This is a genomic window from Microbacterium sp. NPDC057407, from assembly GCF_042803895.1.
In the GTDB taxonomy this organism is placed as follows: domain Bacteria; phylum Actinomycetota; class Actinomycetes; order Actinomycetales; family Microbacteriaceae; genus Microbacterium.
In genome coordinates this window covers 749,112-763,646 of the sequence record NZ_JBHVCA010000001.1, presented here as the reverse complement: position 1 = coordinate 763,646, position 14,535 = coordinate 749,112, and the positions used below count along the sequence as shown (strand labels likewise).

General features: G+C 71.5%; 14 protein-coding genes and 1 tRNA gene. 8 read left to right on the top strand and 7 right to left on the bottom strand.

The features are described 5' to 3' along the window. The first annotated feature begins 41 nt into the window (after window positions 1-41). Window positions 42-1,271, top strand: coding sequence for an ROK family protein (locus tag ACFUTX_RS03690; protein ID WP_378860830.1), 1,230 nt, complete (start codon window positions 42-44; stop codon window positions 1,269-1,271). Between the two features lie 160 nt (window positions 1,272-1,431). Then, window positions 1,432-2,355, top strand: a complete 924-nt coding sequence (locus ACFUTX_RS03685; RefSeq protein WP_378860829.1) for a S1C family serine protease — start codon at window positions 1,432-1,434, stop codon at window positions 2,353-2,355. A 98-nt stretch (window positions 2,356-2,453) separates the two neighbouring features. Here ACFUTX_RS03685 and ACFUTX_RS03680 read toward each other — a convergent pair. The 4 genes from ACFUTX_RS03680 to galU form a co-directional block, all read right to left on the bottom strand. Beyond that, a tRNA-Ala gene (locus ACFUTX_RS03680) sits at window positions 2,454-2,526 on the bottom strand. A 153-nt stretch (window positions 2,527-2,679) separates the two neighbouring features. After that, entirely contained in the window at window positions 2,680-3,711 is a 1,032-nt protein-coding gene (locus ACFUTX_RS03675) for a large exoprotein (RefSeq protein ID WP_378860828.1), read from the bottom strand. A gap of 55 nt (window positions 3,712-3,766) precedes the next feature. Then, on the bottom strand, window positions 3,767-4,396 hold the full coding sequence (locus ACFUTX_RS03670) for a GNAT family N-acetyltransferase (protein ID WP_378860827.1): 630 nt from the start codon (window positions 4,394-4,396) through the stop codon (window positions 3,767-3,769). A 24-nt stretch (window positions 4,397-4,420) separates the two neighbouring features. Further along, a complete protein-coding gene (gene galU, locus ACFUTX_RS03665; protein ID WP_378860826.1) occupies window positions 4,421-5,308 on the bottom strand; it encodes a UTP--glucose-1-phosphate uridylyltransferase GalU in 888 nt (295 codons plus the stop codon). Between the two features lie 110 nt (window positions 5,309-5,418). On the opposite strand from galU, the gene ACFUTX_RS03660 reads away from it, so the two are divergent. The 4 genes from ACFUTX_RS03660 (at window position 5,419) to ACFUTX_RS03645 (ending at window position 6,975) form a co-directional block, all read left to right on the top strand. Next, window positions 5,419-6,015: a 5-formyltetrahydrofolate cyclo-ligase gene (locus ACFUTX_RS03660; protein WP_378860825.1), complete on the top strand. Its 597-nt coding sequence runs from the start codon at window positions 5,419-5,421 to the stop codon at window positions 6,013-6,015. Between the two features lie 16 nt (window positions 6,016-6,031). Beyond that, window positions 6,032-6,313 carry an FmdB family zinc ribbon protein gene (locus ACFUTX_RS03655; RefSeq protein WP_378860824.1) on the top strand — a complete coding sequence of 94 codons (282 nt, stop codon included), beginning with the start codon at window positions 6,032-6,034 and terminating at the stop codon, window positions 6,311-6,313. A gap of 33 nt (window positions 6,314-6,346) precedes the next feature. Further along, window positions 6,347-6,769: a large conductance mechanosensitive channel protein MscL gene (gene mscL, locus ACFUTX_RS03650; RefSeq protein WP_378860823.1), complete on the top strand. Its 423-nt coding sequence runs from the start codon at window positions 6,347-6,349 to the stop codon at window positions 6,767-6,769. A gap of 80 nt (window positions 6,770-6,849) precedes the next feature. After that, window positions 6,850-6,975, top strand: coding sequence for a hypothetical protein (locus ACFUTX_RS03645; RefSeq protein WP_378860822.1), 126 nt, complete (start codon window positions 6,850-6,852; stop codon window positions 6,973-6,975). 6 nt (window positions 6,976-6,981) lie between these two features. Here ACFUTX_RS03645 and ACFUTX_RS03640 read toward each other — a convergent pair whose 3' ends face one another. Continuing rightward, the gene (locus ACFUTX_RS03640) at window positions 6,982-10,677 is read right to left on the bottom strand and encodes an AAA family ATPase (protein WP_378860821.1); all 3,696 of its coding nucleotides are present in this window, start codon (window positions 10,675-10,677) and stop codon (window positions 6,982-6,984) included. 196 nt (window positions 10,678-10,873) lie between these two features. On the opposite strand from ACFUTX_RS03640, the gene ACFUTX_RS03635 reads away from it, so the two are divergent. Next, window positions 10,874-11,428 (top strand): methylated-DNA--[protein]-cysteine S-methyltransferase, encoded by a 555-nt coding sequence (locus ACFUTX_RS03635; RefSeq protein WP_378860820.1) that lies wholly within the window; start codon window positions 10,874-10,876, stop codon window positions 11,426-11,428. A 109-nt stretch (window positions 11,429-11,537) separates the two neighbouring features. On the opposite strand, the gene ACFUTX_RS03630 is transcribed toward ACFUTX_RS03635, so the two are convergent. After that, window positions 11,538-13,151 (bottom strand): cation acetate symporter, encoded by a 1,614-nt coding sequence (locus ACFUTX_RS03630; protein ID WP_378860819.1) that lies wholly within the window; start codon window positions 13,149-13,151, stop codon window positions 11,538-11,540. After that, a complete protein-coding gene (locus ACFUTX_RS03625) occupies window positions 13,148-13,498 on the bottom strand; it encodes a DUF485 domain-containing protein (protein WP_378860818.1) in 351 nt (116 codons plus the stop codon). Before ACFUTX_RS03625 ends, ACFUTX_RS03630 begins: the two co-directional genes overlap by 4 nt. A 140-nt stretch (window positions 13,499-13,638) precedes the next feature. Here ACFUTX_RS03625 and ACFUTX_RS03620 point away from each other — a divergent pair, with 140 nt between their 5' ends. After that, window positions 13,639-14,514, top strand: coding sequence for a LuxR C-terminal-related transcriptional regulator (locus tag ACFUTX_RS03620; RefSeq protein ID WP_378860817.1), 876 nt, complete (start codon window positions 13,639-13,641; stop codon window positions 14,512-14,514). Window positions 14,515-14,535: the final 21 nt, after the last annotated feature.

Below are 14,535 nucleotides of genomic sequence, written 5' to 3'. Positions count from 1 at the left end.
TTTATTCGCCAAATCAACTCCCTCAGGGCAGTATTGCAGGCGTGGACTGGAGAGGTCAATACCCGACACCGCCCCTTCCCTCCCCGGCGAACCGGCCGGCGAGCCACGACGCCGTGCTCGCGTTCGCGTGGACGACCGGGGAATTCACGGCGACCGAGGCGATGCAGGCCACCGGCCTGACGCGGTCCACCGCGATCGACGCGCTCGACGCGCTCACGAGGCTCGGGCTGCTGCGCGAGCTGCCGAACGCGCGCCTCGCCGGCGACTACCGCAAAGGACGGCCGGCGCGTCGCTTCGCACTCCGAGACGACGCGGCCGTCCTCGTCGGTGTCGACGCGGGGCACGTTCACCTCACCGCCGTCGTCACCGACCTGCGCTCGCGTCCTCTTGCCACGTACCGCGCGACGCAGGTGCTCGATGAAGACGACGCGGCCGCGCGCTCCGCCCTCATCGCCGCCGGCGTCGACCGGGCCCTGAGCGACGCCGGTCGCACCCGCGGCGACGTCCTCGCGATCACCGTCGGCGTGCCGGCACCCGTCAACGTCCACGGGCGTTCGCCGCGGCATCCGACCGGGTTCTGGGAGCGCATGAACCCCGACCTCGTCGAGGCGCTCGGATGGGCCCCGATCGCCCACGTCGAGAACGACGCGTCCCTCGCCGCTGTCGCCGAGGGGACGGTGGGGGCGGCGATCGGATGCCGCGACTACATCGCCCTCCTCGCGGGCGCGCGCCTCGGGGCCGGCGTCGTCGTCGACGGCGTGCTGCTGCGCGGGCGCCACGGCGGTGTCGGCGAGATGGTCGCGTTCGACCACGTCGAGGGCGTCGGATCGGCGGCCGGCCTCGGTGAGCGGGCCGAGCTTCTCGCGGCGGAAGCCGTCGCGGACGGCACGGCAGCAGGCAGCGCGCTCGCAGCGGTGGAACCGGACCGGCTCGACGCCCGGGCGGTGCTCGAACTCGCCTCGCAGGGCGACGAGGCGGCACGGACGATCGCCGAGCAGGTCGGCGCCGTGCTGGCCCGCATCGTGAGCGTCCTGGGCAGCATGTTCGACCCGCAGCGCGTGGTCATCTCGGGCGGGATCTCGGCCGGCGTGGAGGATGTCGTCGCCGCCGCCCGGCGACTGCTGCCGACGGATCTCGATCTGCCGGCGCCCGAGCTGGTGGTGTCGCCGCTGGGCGCCGACGTGGTGGTGACCGGTGCGGTGGCCGCAGCATCCGCCGCCGCCCGCGCCCGCGCGCTCGACGTGTGGCCGCTCGCCGACGCCGGGAGCTGATCGGGCGCGTCGCTCGAGCCCTCGGCGATGCCTCACCCCGAGTCGCCAAGACACGCCGCCGCGCGCGCTCGCGATCGGCGTGTTCTGGCGACTCGGCGAGGGGCGTGCGCCGTCGGCGAACGCGGGCCGCGCGCGCGGAGACGGTGCTGAGATGGGTGGCATGGAACCGGACGACGCCCTCGACGCCTACTCCGCGGCGGTCGTGCGCATCGCCGAGACGACGCTGCCGTCGGTGGCGGCGGTCACGGTGCGCACTCCCCGGGGTACGGGCGCGGGAAGCGCGTCGGTCATCTCGGACGACGCGCACCTGCTCACCAGCGCCCACGTCGTCGAAGGGGCGCGTCGCGTCGAGGTCGCGTTCGCCGACGGCACCGTGAGCGGCGCGCGGGTGCTCGGCACCGATCCCCTGTCGGACCTCGCCGTGCTGCAGGCGGAGGGGTCCGCTCCCCCGCCGGTGCCGTGGGGGGATGCCGCGAAGCTGCGAGTCGGTCAACTCGTGGTGGCGCTCGGCAACCCGCTCGGCATGGCCGGCAGCGTCACCGCCGGGATCGTGTCCGCGCTCGGCCGATCGCTGCCGACACGGGCGGGACGCGTGGTCGACGAGGTGATCCAGACGGACGCGACCCTCAATCCGGGGAATTCGGGCGGCGTGCTCGCCGACAGCGCCGGGCGCATGGTGGGCGTGAACACCGCCGTCGCCGGCTTCGGACTCGGGCTCGCCGTGCCGATCAACACCACGACCCGCGAGATCATCGACGCCCTCATGGCGAAGGGGCGCGTCCGCCGCGCGTGGCTGGGCGTCGCCGGCGCCGAGATCACCCTCAGCCCCGAGCTGGCTGCCCGCATCGGGACGCGCACGGGCATGCAGGTGGCCTCGGTCGTCGAGGGCAGTCCCGCCGCCCAGGCGGGCGCCCGCCGCGGAGACATCGTGATCTCGATCGACAACGTCCCGATCCACAGCGCGACGCAACTGCAGCGACTGATGGTCGAGAACGCCATCGGGCGACGCATGGAGATGACGGTCTGGCGCAACGGCGCCCTCGTCGACGTGGTCGTCGCCCCCGAGGAGCTGCGGGTTCCCTGAGGGGACTCCGTCGGCCGCTCACGCGGCCTCCTCCTCGAATCGCAGCGCCTATAGACGAGATTTGGGCCCACCCTACGGGTGAGCCCAAATCTCGTCGGTGGACCTGAGGGGATTCGAACCCCTGACCTCTTCATTGCGAACGAAGCGCGCTACCAACTGCGCCACAGGCCCGTGAACCTCCGTTAGATTATCACGCCCCAGCGGGACTCCCCGACCAGCCCGATCCTTCGCACAATCGCGCGAAACTCGCAGACTCTCCGGCCGATCCTGCGGTCGGGAGCGCATTCTGCGAAGGGCGGAACCGCCGCGAAGATCCGTCCGGGTTCAGGCGCCGACGGCACGGCGAGCGAGCAGGTCACGAACGTGCGCCTCGATCTCGGCGTCGTCGACGTAACCCATGCGCGAGAAGTCCGTCGCCGCGGAGCGCGCGACCCGGGCCGTGTCGATCGACGGCGGACGCTGCGCCTCGGCCCGCTCGCGCATCGCCTCTTCGAGGGCCGCCTGACGCAGCGCCTCGCGCGCGGCCTCCGCCTCGAGCACCGCAGAGGCGCGGGATCCGGCCGACGCCGTGAGCGGACGCGGCAGCTCTCGCGGAGCCCACTCCCGCGACACCTGCTCGAGCTCGACATCCTGCACCGACACGTCGGCGCGGGCGGCCGGTTCGGCGACGGCGACGACAGCGCGGGCCGCGACCTGCGACAGGCGATGGAGCACGACACCGGATGCCGCGGCCAGCGCCGCGCCGAACCACATCCACACCTGCGCGCCCGTCGTCACGACGACGTACGCTCCCCAGCCCGCCATCGCGAGACCGGCGATCCCGAGCAGGGTCGCCCCGAGCCGGAACCGGCGACGGGCTCGTGCCCGGCGAGCCGCCGGCGTCGACCGTGCGGCGAGGACCTGGGCCCGGGCAGCGGCCTGCGCCGCCTCGATCTCGGCGCGCGCGGCGGCCTGCGCCGCCTCCACCTCCGCTCGGGCGGCCGCTTCCGCGGCAGCACGCTCGGCGCGAGCGCGCTCGAGCTCGATCTTGGCGGCCGCCTCACTGGCGATGCGGTCGGCCCGCGCGCGCTCGAGATCGACCTTGGCGTGTTCGAGGGCTGCCGACTCCCGCTGAGCCAGCGCTTGGCGCGCGAGGCGCTGCTGGGCCATCGCCGTGCGGGCGTTCAGCTCGAGCCGCACCTCTTCGGGGGTCTCGCTCGTCTCGGCGAGCACCCGCAGCGCCTGGTTGAGACGGACCGCGTTGCGCTCGGCGGAGTCGTACTGACGACGGCTGTACCAGGAGGGCAGCAGGTAGACGAGCCACAGGAGCACGGCGACGAGCATGATGACGCCCCCGCCCAGCACCTGCCCGTCCATGGGTCAACGGTAGGTGACGGGAATGCCGGGGCCGCGGCATCCGTTCGCGTGTCGCCTAAGCGTGCAGGCGATCCGCCGGCGGAACCGTCGCCGCCTCGTGCGGGGCACGGCCGTCCACCCAGCGTCGCAGCACCCCCTCGGGCACCTCTTCCCTGGTCAGCGCGAAGGCGTAGTGGTCGCGCCAATCGCCGTCGATGTGGATGTAGCGGCGACGCAGACCCTCGTAGCGGAAGCCCAGCTTCTCGACCACGCGCAGGCTCGCCTGGTTCTCGGGCCGGATGCAGATCTCCATCCGGTGGATCCGGAGTTCGTCGAAGCAGATGTCGGTGGCGAGCGCGACCGAGGTCGGCGTGATGCCGCGACCCGCGAAGCGCTTGCTCACCCAGTACCCGATGGTCGCCGAGGCGAGCGACCCCCGGGCGATCCCCCAGACGTTCAGCTGACCCGCGATCTCGCCGTCGTACTCCATCACGAACGGCACGCCGGCGCCGTCGCGATACTGCTGCAGCAGCCGGCGGACGCCGAGCCGCATGTCGAACGACACCGGCCCGTCGGGGCTCGTCGCCTCCCACGGCCGCAGCCAGTCGCGGTTCGACATGAGCTCGTTCTGGAGCACGCGGGCGTCACGGGGCCGCACGAGCCGGATCGAGACCGGTCCGTGCCGACGGGGAGCCGAAAGATCCACCGTGACCCCCTTGTGCCGGCGGCGTCAGAGCTTCGCCGCGAACTCCTTGAACCAGGGTCGGAGCTCGGGCCCCAGATCATCGCGATCCGAGGCGAGCTGGACGATGGCCTTGATGTAGTCCACCCTATCGCCGGTGTCGTACCGGCGACCCCGGAAGACGACTCCGCGCACGCCCGGCCCGTCGGGGTCGGCCGCGAGCTCCTGCAGCGCGTCGGTGAGCTGGATCTCGCCGCCCTTGCCCGGCTCGGTGCGCTCGAGGATCTCGAACACGTTCGGGCTGAGCACGTACCGGCCGATCACGGCGAGGTTCGACGGCGCGTCCTCCTTCTTCGGCTTCTCGACGAGACCGGTCACCCGCACGACGCCGTCGGTGTCGGTCTGCTCGACCGCCGCCGCGCCGTACATGTGGATCTGGTGCGGGTCGACCTCCATCAGCGCGATCACGGTCGCCCCGGTGCGCTCGTGCTCCTCGAGCATGGTGGTGAGGAGGGCGTCGCGCTCGTCGATGAGATCGTCGCCGAGCAGCACCGCGAACGACGAGTCCCCCACGTGCGCCTTCGCACGCAGCACGGCGTGCCCCAGTCCCTTCGGCTCGCCCTGACGGACGAAGTGGATGTCGGCGAGATCGCTCGATGCCACGACCCGGCGGAGGCGGTCGTCGTCTCCCTTGTGCTTGAGCTTCTCCTCCAACTCAGGGACCGAGTCGAAGTGGTTCGAGATCGCGTTCTTGTTCCGCCCGATGATCACGAGGATGTCGTCGATGCCGGCCTGAGCCGCCTCTTCCACGACGTACTGGATCGCCGGCTTGTCGACGACCGGCAGCATCTCCTTGGGCATCGCCTTGGTCGCGGGAAGGAATCGTGTCCCGAGCCCTGCGGCGGGAATGACGGCCTTGATGGGGGTGTGAGGCATGCCAGGCATTCTATGGGGGAAACACTTTCGGTCCCGGCTCGTTGACACGGTGGTAACGCGCCCGATACGTGGAGAGCGACCGTCCCCGGCACGCCGCTTACAATCGGAGCATGTCCGACGCGATCGCCGACGCCAAGCGGGCGCTGCGCGCCGAGTTGCGGGAGCGACGCCAGATCCTCTCCCCCGCGGCCCGCGAAGCCGCCTCGGCCGGCGTCCACGCGCAGCTCGACGCGCTAATCGAGAAGCTGGGCGTGAGGTCGATGTCGTGCTTCCTCTCCACCACGACCGAGCCCGACACGCGCACGTTCGTCGCTGCGGCCGTGGAGCGCGGCATCCGGGTCCTCCTTCCCGTGACGCGCGCCGACGGCCTGCTGGACTGGTCGGTCGCCACGCCCGACCTCGACATCGCCGAGGGAATGTTCGGACTCCCCGAGCCGGTCGGTGAGCTGCTCGGCCCGATCGCCGTGAACGACGTCGACCTGCTCGTGATCCCCGCGGCGGCCGTGGACCGCTCCGGCATGCGGCTCGGGTGGGGTCGCGGGTACTACGACAAGACCATCGGATCGATGGAGGGGTGCCCGCCCGTGTACGCGGTGGTCTTCGACTCCGAGATCCTCGACGACGTCCCGAGCGACGTGCACGACCAGCCCGTCACCGGCGTCGTCACCCCCACGCAGACCCTGGTCCTCGCGCCCGTCCGGCGCTGATCCCTCCGAGAGAGACATGCCCACCTACGCCTACGCCTGCAAGCAGTGCGGACACCGCTTCGACGCCGTGCAGTCCTTCGCCGACCCGACCCTCACCGAGTGCCCCGAATGCGGCGGTCCGCTGCGCAAGGAGTACGGCTCGATCGGCGTCACCTTCAACGGATCGGGCTTCTACCGCACCGACTCGCGCGCCTCGTCCTCGGGCGGGTCGACGGATGCCTCGGCTGGCGGCTCCTCGACATCTTCGCCATCATCGAAGTCCGAGGCGACATCCTCCCCCGCCTCGACCGGGACCTGACCGGCGTAGGCCGGCGGCAGTGAGGAGCATCACGTGATCAAAGGCTTCAAGGAGTTCATCCTCCGCGGCAACGTCATCGACCTCGCGGTCGCCGTGGTCATCGGCGCGGCCTTCACCGCGGTCGTGAACGCCATCGTCGCGAGCATCATCAATCCCCTGATCGAACTCGTATGGAAGCCCGACGCCGACGGCAAGGTCGGCATCACGGTGCAGGGGCTGTGGGGTCCGGTCACCTTCCCCATCGGCGACCTCCTCAACGCGATCATCGCGTTCATCGCGGTCGCCGTCGTCGTCTACTTCGTCTTCGTGTACCCCATGAACCGGATCAAGGAGCGCGCGGCGGCGAAGGCCGGCGTCACGCCCGCGGACGAGGAGCCGAAGCTGCCCACCGAGCAGGAGCTGCTGGTGCAGATCCGCGACCTGCTCCAGACCGAGCGGCCGTCTGGGAGGGCGTGACCTCGAGCCCGGCACCCCGATCGCTTCACCAGTGCGGGGGGACGTCGCGCTTGAGACGGGCGTCGTTCGGGCCGGCGGGCGTGTCCGAAGCACCCGCGGCCGCGGCATCCGTCCCTGCCTCATCGCCCGGCACGGGCTCGGCGCTCGTCCCGGGCGCGGGAGTCAGCCTCACGCGCCGCGTGCCGGGCACCCGCTCGATCCGCTGACGCTCGTCAGGGCACATCGAGGGGCTGCGTGTCGGTCTCGACCCGCGGAGCCTCGGGCGAGACGCCGAGCATCGCCGCGATGCGCTCCGCGACCCCGGCAGGATCGCCGTACAGGTCGAACGAGTGCACCCGCACGTAGTGCCAGCCGAGGCGGCGGAGGATCTGCGGACGCAGCCGCAGGGATTCCCGCAGCGACTCGCCGATCGTCTCGGGGTCGCTCTCGACCACGACCGCCTTGCCGTCGTGCTGCGCCACGAGCGGCAGCAGCCCCCGGTAGTGCACATCGACCGAGAGCCCCAGCCGACGCAGCTCGCGCGCGAGTCCCAGGGTGAGCGGGTCGGCGAGGTCTTCCAGCCGCGCGTCGCGCGAACGGGCGGCCAGCCCGCCGAGGATCGACATCAGCGTCGCGGCGCCGTGCTCGAGCCGCCCGTCGTCGAACGCGGAGGGCCGGATCGACGAGACGATGACCATCGACCGCCGGGCGCGCGTCATGCCCACCGTGAGCAGCCGCTCCCCGTCGGGCGTCGACAGGTCGCCGAAATCGCTGAGCACGCGGCCGTGCTTGGTAAGGCCGAATCCGAGCGAGAAGATGACGCGGTCGCGGCTCTCGGCCACCGACTCCTCGAGCGTGAGGACGGCGAACGGTTCGGCGGTGTCGCGCGAGACGAAGTCGGCGACGTCGGAACGCCCGGCGAACGCCGCCTCGACCGCGGCCCGGATGCGCTCGGCGTGCCGCGTGCTGGCCGTCACGACCATGAGCGACTCGCTGCCGCGGTTCACGGCGTGCTCGACGACGAGCGTCACGACGCGCCGCACCTCGGCGTCGGGGCTCTCGACCGCCCCGGTCACCGGGTCGGGCGTGCCGGTGCCGCCCTCGACGTAGTCGACGCTGAGGCTTCCCCGGCCGAGGTACGAACCGGCCCACGGCAGCGACACGAGCTCGCCGCCGTAGAACGCGCCGTTGACGAGCTCGGCGAGGTCCTCTCCCCCGGCCCGGTAGCTGCGTGTCAGGGTCTCGACCGGCAGCAGCTCGGCCAGCCGCTCGAACACGCTCGTCGAGTCGAACGGCTCCTCGGACTCCGGCTCGTCGCCCGGGATGCCGGCGGCCACCCGGAACGGGGTCGGCTTCTGCGTGACCGGGTCGCCGAACACGACGACCTGGCGTGCGCGGCGCAGGGCGGGTGCCGCTTCGGCGAGGCAGAGGGCCGCGGCATCCGCCACGATGACGACATCGAACGACGGCGACGCCGGGATCTCGGGAACGTCGTAGGGCGACGCGAGCCAGACCGGCGCGAGCGTGCGCGAGAGCGTCGGAGCGACGGTCGCGAGTTCGGCGGGCGTGACCGCGCCGGCCTTGAGGGAGGCCTTCAGCGCGGCGGCCTCGCGGGCGTCGTCGACGATCCCGATGCGCCACTGCGTCGCCAGCTGGGCGGCGAGGAGGGGCCCGGATGCCGCGGCGTGCGCCTCGTCGACGAGCCGGAAGTCGCGCTCCAGGCGATCGACGACGGCCGTGTTCGCGCCCAGGACGGCGCGGTCCGTGCGCAGCAGCAGCTCGAGCGCCGACTGCCACCAGGCGAACTCGAGCTCGTCGGCGACCCGGTCCTCAGGCACGTGACGCACCGACAGCTCGATGAGCAGCGGCTCGAGACCCAGGCGTGCGAGGTCGGTGCGCAGGGTCGCCCGCTCTTTGAGATTGTCGAAGACGTCGGAGTCCGCAGCGAGGCCCGCGAGCGTGCGCACGAGCTGCTTGACCGGAAGCGTGGCCAGCCGGTCGGCCTCGTCGCGCCCGAGGATGGCGTCGAGCTCGGCGAGCTCCGCGTCCACCCGCTGCCAGGCCACATGCACATCCGACAGGCCGATGGGCACGTCGGGAGTGACACCGGGATCGACGAAGCGCTGCCACTCGGTGCGCTGCTGCTGGATGCGCAGGAGCGCTTCGTACATGTCGGGCACGTGCACGCCGGGACGCACGTACTCGCGAGAGAGCCGGCGCAGGCGTCGACGGTTCGCCCCGGTCATGTTCGGCGCGTCGCGGCGCGGGCCGTGGGCCTGGATCAGCTCGCCCAGCGGACGCTCGAAGACGGTGAGGCTGAAGCGGTCGAGCGAGTCGCGGATGCCCTGCAGCAGCCGCACGTACACGCCCAGTTCGGCGATCGTCTGGAACGGCCGCATGTGGGTCTGCGCGATGAGCTCGTACCCGCGCTCGAGCAGGCTGCGGACGTCGCTGCGCTGCAGCTTGCCCGCCAGCGCGTGGGCGGATCGGGCCTCCTCGGTGGTGGCGAACGACACGCCGTACCAGGGCGAGTCGTCGGGTCCGAAGCGGAACTCCCCGAGCCTGGCCGCGGCCGCGAGCTTGGCCGCTGCCTCGGCGCGCGTGTCGGCGAGGCGCTCGAGCGTGAGCGCGTCGAATCGGGCCGAGGTGGACGGCGGCACATCGCGTCCGGCCAGCGTCGCCAGCGCCCGGAGGATCTCGAGCACCGAGACGCCGAGCGACGGATGCTTCGCCGTCACGGCTCCGCGATAGTCGCGCAGGACGCCCCGGAGCCGCACCAGTGCGTCGTCGATGTCGGCGACCTTCGGCTGCTCCGCCTTCTCGTTGCGACCGATCGCGCGGATCAGGTCGCGCTGGAGGGTGCGCGGCGACACGGCGAGCCCCGGCAGGCCGATGCCGGCGAGGCGGTGGCGGATGCCGTCGAGCGTGGAGCTGCGGGCGCTGACCACGAGCACGCGCTTGCCGTCGCGCACGAGCGCGCCGACCGCGTTGATGACCGTCTGGGTGCCGCCCGTGCCGGGAAGGGTGTGCACGGCCAGCGACTGACCCGACGTGATGCGCGCGAGCACGCGCTCCTGCTCGGAGTCGGCGTCGAGAAGAAGGGTGTCGGCCGCCGGCGGGCGCTCGTCGGGGCTGGTCACGGCGGGGATCGGCCGCCGCAGCGAGAGCGTCTCGCGATCGGCCGGATGGCCGGCGAGCGCGTTGAGCACGGGGTGGTCGAGGTCGGCCGCGTCGCGGGCCATGCCGCCGCCGACATCGGCGAAGGTCGAGACCAGCAGGCGGGGCTTCACGACGAACGAGTCGACCCACGACGTGAGCGCGCGCAGGTGGTCGATCACCGGCTGCGGCTTGAAGACGCCGCCGTCGTGCGCGAGGGCGGCGAGCCCGGCACCGTCCAGTTCGATGCCGAAATGGGTACGCATCGCGCGCACGAGCTCGGGGTTGACGATGAACGACCCGTGGAGCTTCAGCTCGAAGTCGCCGTGGTGGCGACGGATGGCGAGCGGCCGCAGCAGCACGGGCGCGGAGCACTCGAGTCCGCCGAGTCGCCACTGGGCCAGCCCGACGGCGAGGTGCACGGATTCGAGGCCGCGGGTGGTGCGCAGCTCGAGGTTCTTGGCGGTGATCCGCTCGGCGGCCAGACGCGCGTTGCGCAGGGCGACCTCGTCGCGGAACAGGTTCGACAGCAGCGTCGACCGGCCGGTGATGAACTGCGGCAGGCTGCCCGGGTGCGCCTTCGTGATCTCGATCGACGAGTCGAGGGAATCGGTGAAGTGGAGGAGCGTGGAACGGCCGCCCAGTTCGGCGGCCTGTCGGCGCAGGCGCTCGCGCTCGGGATCGGCGATGTGCGCCACCACGACGCCGGGTTCGGCCAGACCGAGGTCTCCCGGCGTCACGACGGCGCCCTCGGCGCGTTCTCCGCCGGCCACGACGCTGCCCTCTGCTCGCCACACACGAGCCACCCTAAGCGCCGGTTCGGCGGCGCACTTGCAGCGAGGCCGAGTTTCGCGGTATTGGACACGCCGAGCGATCAGCGGTTCCTCCCCAGGGAGGACGACGGATGCCGCGTCCACCGGCGACGGTTCGTCCCTCCGTCAGCGCGGCGGCGCGCGCCAGGATGGTCCCATGACCCCGTCGCCCGTTCCCCGCTTCCGCGTCCATCCTTCGCCGGTGGGCGACATCCTCATCGTCGCGACCGACGACGGCATCGCCTGGCTGCATCCGTTCGAGAGCCCCCTCGGCGTCGAACTCGACCGCGTGGGGCTGGCGCTGCGAGCCGTTCCGGTCCCGGCCGCCGACGCGGCCTCTGCCGCTGACGATCCGGCGTCGCGCTTCGCGATGGATGCCGTCGTCGAGCTCGACGAGTACTTCGACGGAGACCGACGCCAGTTCGATCTCCCGCTCGACTGGCGCCTGGTGCGCGGCTTCACGCGCGACGCGCTCGAGGCGGTCCGCAGGATCCCGTACGGCGAGACCGCCGGCTACGGCGAGGTGGCGATCGCCGCCGGCAGCGAGCGCGCGGCTCGCGCCGTCGGCACGGCGTGCGCGACGACCCCCTTCTCGGTGGTCGTGCCGGTGCACCGGGTCGTGCGCGCCGACGGATCCCTCGGCGAGTACGGCGGGCACCCCGAGGTCAAGAGGTGGCTCATCGATCACGAGCAGGGAAGGGGTGCCGGCTGATCCCGAGCCCCCGAAGCATCCGACCTCCCGACGGCGGGCGTGTAGGCCGCCCGCACGAAGCACGGCCCGGGCGACGGAGCGCCCGGGCCGTGCGGATCTCGCAGCAGCGTCAGTGGTGTGTCGCCTTCTCGGCTCCGAAGCCGGTCAGCGAGCGCACCTCCATCTCGGCGGCCTTGCGCCGGTCTTCTGCCCGGCGCGAGGTCACGGAACCGAGCCATCCGAGGAAGAACCCGAGCGGGATCGACACGATGCCGGGGTTGTTGAGCGGCCAGATGGCCGTCCCCACCTTGAAGACGCTGGTCTCGGTCCCCCAGAACACCGGCGAGAGGAAGATGAGGATCACCGCGGCGGCGAGCCCGCCGTACATGCTCCACACCGCTCCCCGCGTGGTGAACCGGCGCCAGAACAGCGAGTACAGGATGGTCGGCAGGTTCGCCGAGGCCGCGACGGCGAACGCGAGCGCCACGAGGAACGCCACGTTCTGACCCTGCACGCCGATGCCGCCGATGATGGCCAGGATGCCGATGACGATCACCGTGCGGCGGGCGACCTTCACCTCACCGTCCGGCGGCACGTCGCCCTTCTTCACGACGTTCGCGTAGATGTCGTGCGCGAACGACGCCGCGGCCGTGATGGTGAGTCCGGCCACCACGGCGAGGATCGTCGCGAACGCGACCGCCGAGATGAAGCCGAGCAGCACCGGCCCGCCGAGCGCCAGCGCCAGGAGCGGAGCCGCCGAGTTCACGCCGCCGGGGGCCGCCGCGATCGTCTCCGGCCCGACGAGCGCGCCGGCGCCGTAGCCCAGCACGAGGGTCAGGAGGTAGAACAGGCCGATCAGCCAGATCGCCCACACCACGGAGCGACGAGCCTCCTTGGCGGTGGGCACCGTGTAGAAGCGCATCAGCACGTGCGGCAGACCGGCGGTGCCGAGCACCAGCGCGATCGCGAGCGAGATGAAGTCCCACGGGTTGGCGCCGTACTGCAGGCCCGGTCCGAGGATCGCCTCGCCCTTCGGCGACGCCGCCACCGCGTTCTCGAGCAGCGTGTTGAGGCTGAAGCCGTTGATCGCGAGCACCCAGATCGTCATCACGAGCGCGCCGCCGATGAGGAGGAACGCCTTGACGATCTGCACCCACGTCGTGCCCTTCATGCCGCCCACGAGCACGTAGACGATCATCAGCACGCCGACGACCGCGACCACGATCGACTGCCCGACCGCCTCGGTGATGCCCAGCAGCAGCGACACCAGACCGCCGGCGCCCGCCATCTGCGCGAGCAGATAGAAGAAGCAGACGGCGAGGGTCGTGATCGCGGCGGCCATCCGGACCGGACGCTCCTTGAGGCGGAACGACAGCACGTCGGCCATCGTGAATTTGCCGGTGTTGCGCATCAGCTCGGCGACGAGCAGCAAGGCGACCAGCCACGCGACCAGGAAGCCGATCGAGTAGAGGAAGCCGTCGTAGCCGTTGATCGCGATCGCCCCGCAGATCCCGAGGAACGACGCGGCCGACAGGTAGTCGCCCGAGATCGCGAAGCCGTTCTGCGGCCCCGTGAACGAGCGTCCGGCGGCGTAGTAGTCGGCCGCCGTCTTGTTGTTGCGGCTCGCGCGGATCACGATGAACAGCGTCACCGCCACGAAGGCGCCGAAGATCGAGATGTTCAGCACCGGATTGTTCTCGACCGTGGTGACAGCGGCGGCGACAGCACCGAAGACGTCGTTCATGCCTTCGCCTCCTCGCGCTCGAGCTCGTCGCGGATCTCCTCCGAGATCGGGTCGAGCTTGCGGTTGGCGTACCAGACGTAGGTCATGGTGATCGCGAAGGTCGTCACGAACTGGCCGAGGCCGAACAGCAGGCCCACCGTGATGTCGCCCCAGACACGCTGGGACATGAACGCGGGGGCGAACGACGACAGCAGGACGTACGCGAAGTACCAGACGAGGAACGCGATGGCCATCGGGAAGACGAACCCGCGCTGACGTCGCTTGAGCTCGACGAATCGCGGCGATTCCTCCACCGCGATGTAGTCGATGCCGCCCGGTGGGGCGGTCTCGATCCGGGGATCGGGCATGTGGCCTCCTTGCCTCATGGGGGGCGCTGCGATGCGCCGTGGGGGTCCTCCCGGGCGGCGGGGCGAGCGTCCGACCTGGTGGTATGGTCGACGCTACGAAAAGCGGCGACGACGCCGTCACCCCCGGAAGTAGGTAGTGCGTGAGCTCCTACATCGCCACCCAGAGATCCCGCGGCACCGAGAGCGATGAGCAGGTGCTGGCGCGCGCGGTCGCGGATCTGGTGCGGCGCACTCACTTCCCCGTCGCGTTCGGCGGACTCGAGCACGACGACGCCATCCACGTCACGTCGATCGTGGGCGCGCGCACGCGCAGCCTCGAAGGCCTGGTCGTGCAGGCGTCCCGCGGCCTGGGCGGGCGAGCCCTCGTCGAGAAGCGCCCGCGCCTCGCGCTCGACTACCGCTCCTCCCGCACCATCACCCACGACTACGACCGGCACGTGCTCGGCGAGGGCATCGCGACGCTGTTCGCTGTGCCGGTGCTGGTCAGCGGACGGGCCCGCGGCGTCATCTACTGCGGATCGTGGGCCGAGGCCGCGGTGGGCGACGTCGTCGCGCGGCCCGCGTTCGCCGTCGCCGACGAGCTCTCGAGCGAACTGCGGATCCGCGAGGAGGTCGAACGCCGCCTGAAGCTCTCGACACCGGCGGGCGAGGCATCCGCTCTCGCGCCCGCCGCCCGGGAGGAACTGCGCGAGACGTATGCAGAGCTCCGCAGCGTTGCGGCATCGGTCGACGATCCGCTCGTGCGCGAGCGTCTGCAGCGCGTCGAACAGCGTCTCGCGGCGCTCACGAGCAGCGAGACGGATGCCGCCGCCGACCTCGACGTGAAGCTGTCGCCCCGTGAGATCGACGTGCTCGCCTGCGCCGCGCTGGGGTCGACGAACGCGGAGATCGCGACCGCATTGTCGCTGCGCGAAGGAACCGTCAAGTCGTATCTGCAGTCGGCTATGGCGAAATTGGATGCCTCGACCCGCCATGCCGCCGTCGCACGCGCACGGCGCGCGGGGATTCTCCCGTAACGCTAATTCTCGTCCAGTCGG

Coding starts and splice junctions, on each gene's coding strand:
- ACFUTX_RS03685 (WP_378860829.1), top strand. CDS start 1,432: ATGGAACCGGACGACGCCCTCGACGCCTACTCCGCGGCGGTCGTGCGC.
- ACFUTX_RS03675 (WP_378860828.1), bottom strand. CDS start 3,711: ATGGACGGGCAGGTGCTGGGCGGGGGCGTCATCATGCTCGTCGCCGTG.
- galU (WP_378860826.1), bottom strand. CDS start 5,308: ATGCCTCACACCCCCATCAAGGCCGTCATTCCCGCCGCAGGGCTCGGG.
- ACFUTX_RS03660 (WP_378860825.1), top strand. CDS start 5,419: ATGTCCGACGCGATCGCCGACGCCAAGCGGGCGCTGCGCGCCGAGTTG.
- ACFUTX_RS03655 (WP_378860824.1), top strand. CDS start 6,032: ATGCCCACCTACGCCTACGCCTGCAAGCAGTGCGGACACCGCTTCGAC.
- ACFUTX_RS03635 (WP_378860820.1), top strand. CDS start 10,874: ATGACCCCGTCGCCCGTTCCCCGCTTCCGCGTCCATCCTTCGCCGGTG.
- ACFUTX_RS03630 (WP_378860819.1), bottom strand. CDS start 13,151: ATGAACGACGTCTTCGGTGCTGTCGCCGCCGCTGTCACCACGGTCGAG.
- ACFUTX_RS03625 (WP_378860818.1), bottom strand. CDS start 13,498: ATGCCCGATCCCCGGATCGAGACCGCCCCACCGGGCGGCATCGACTAC.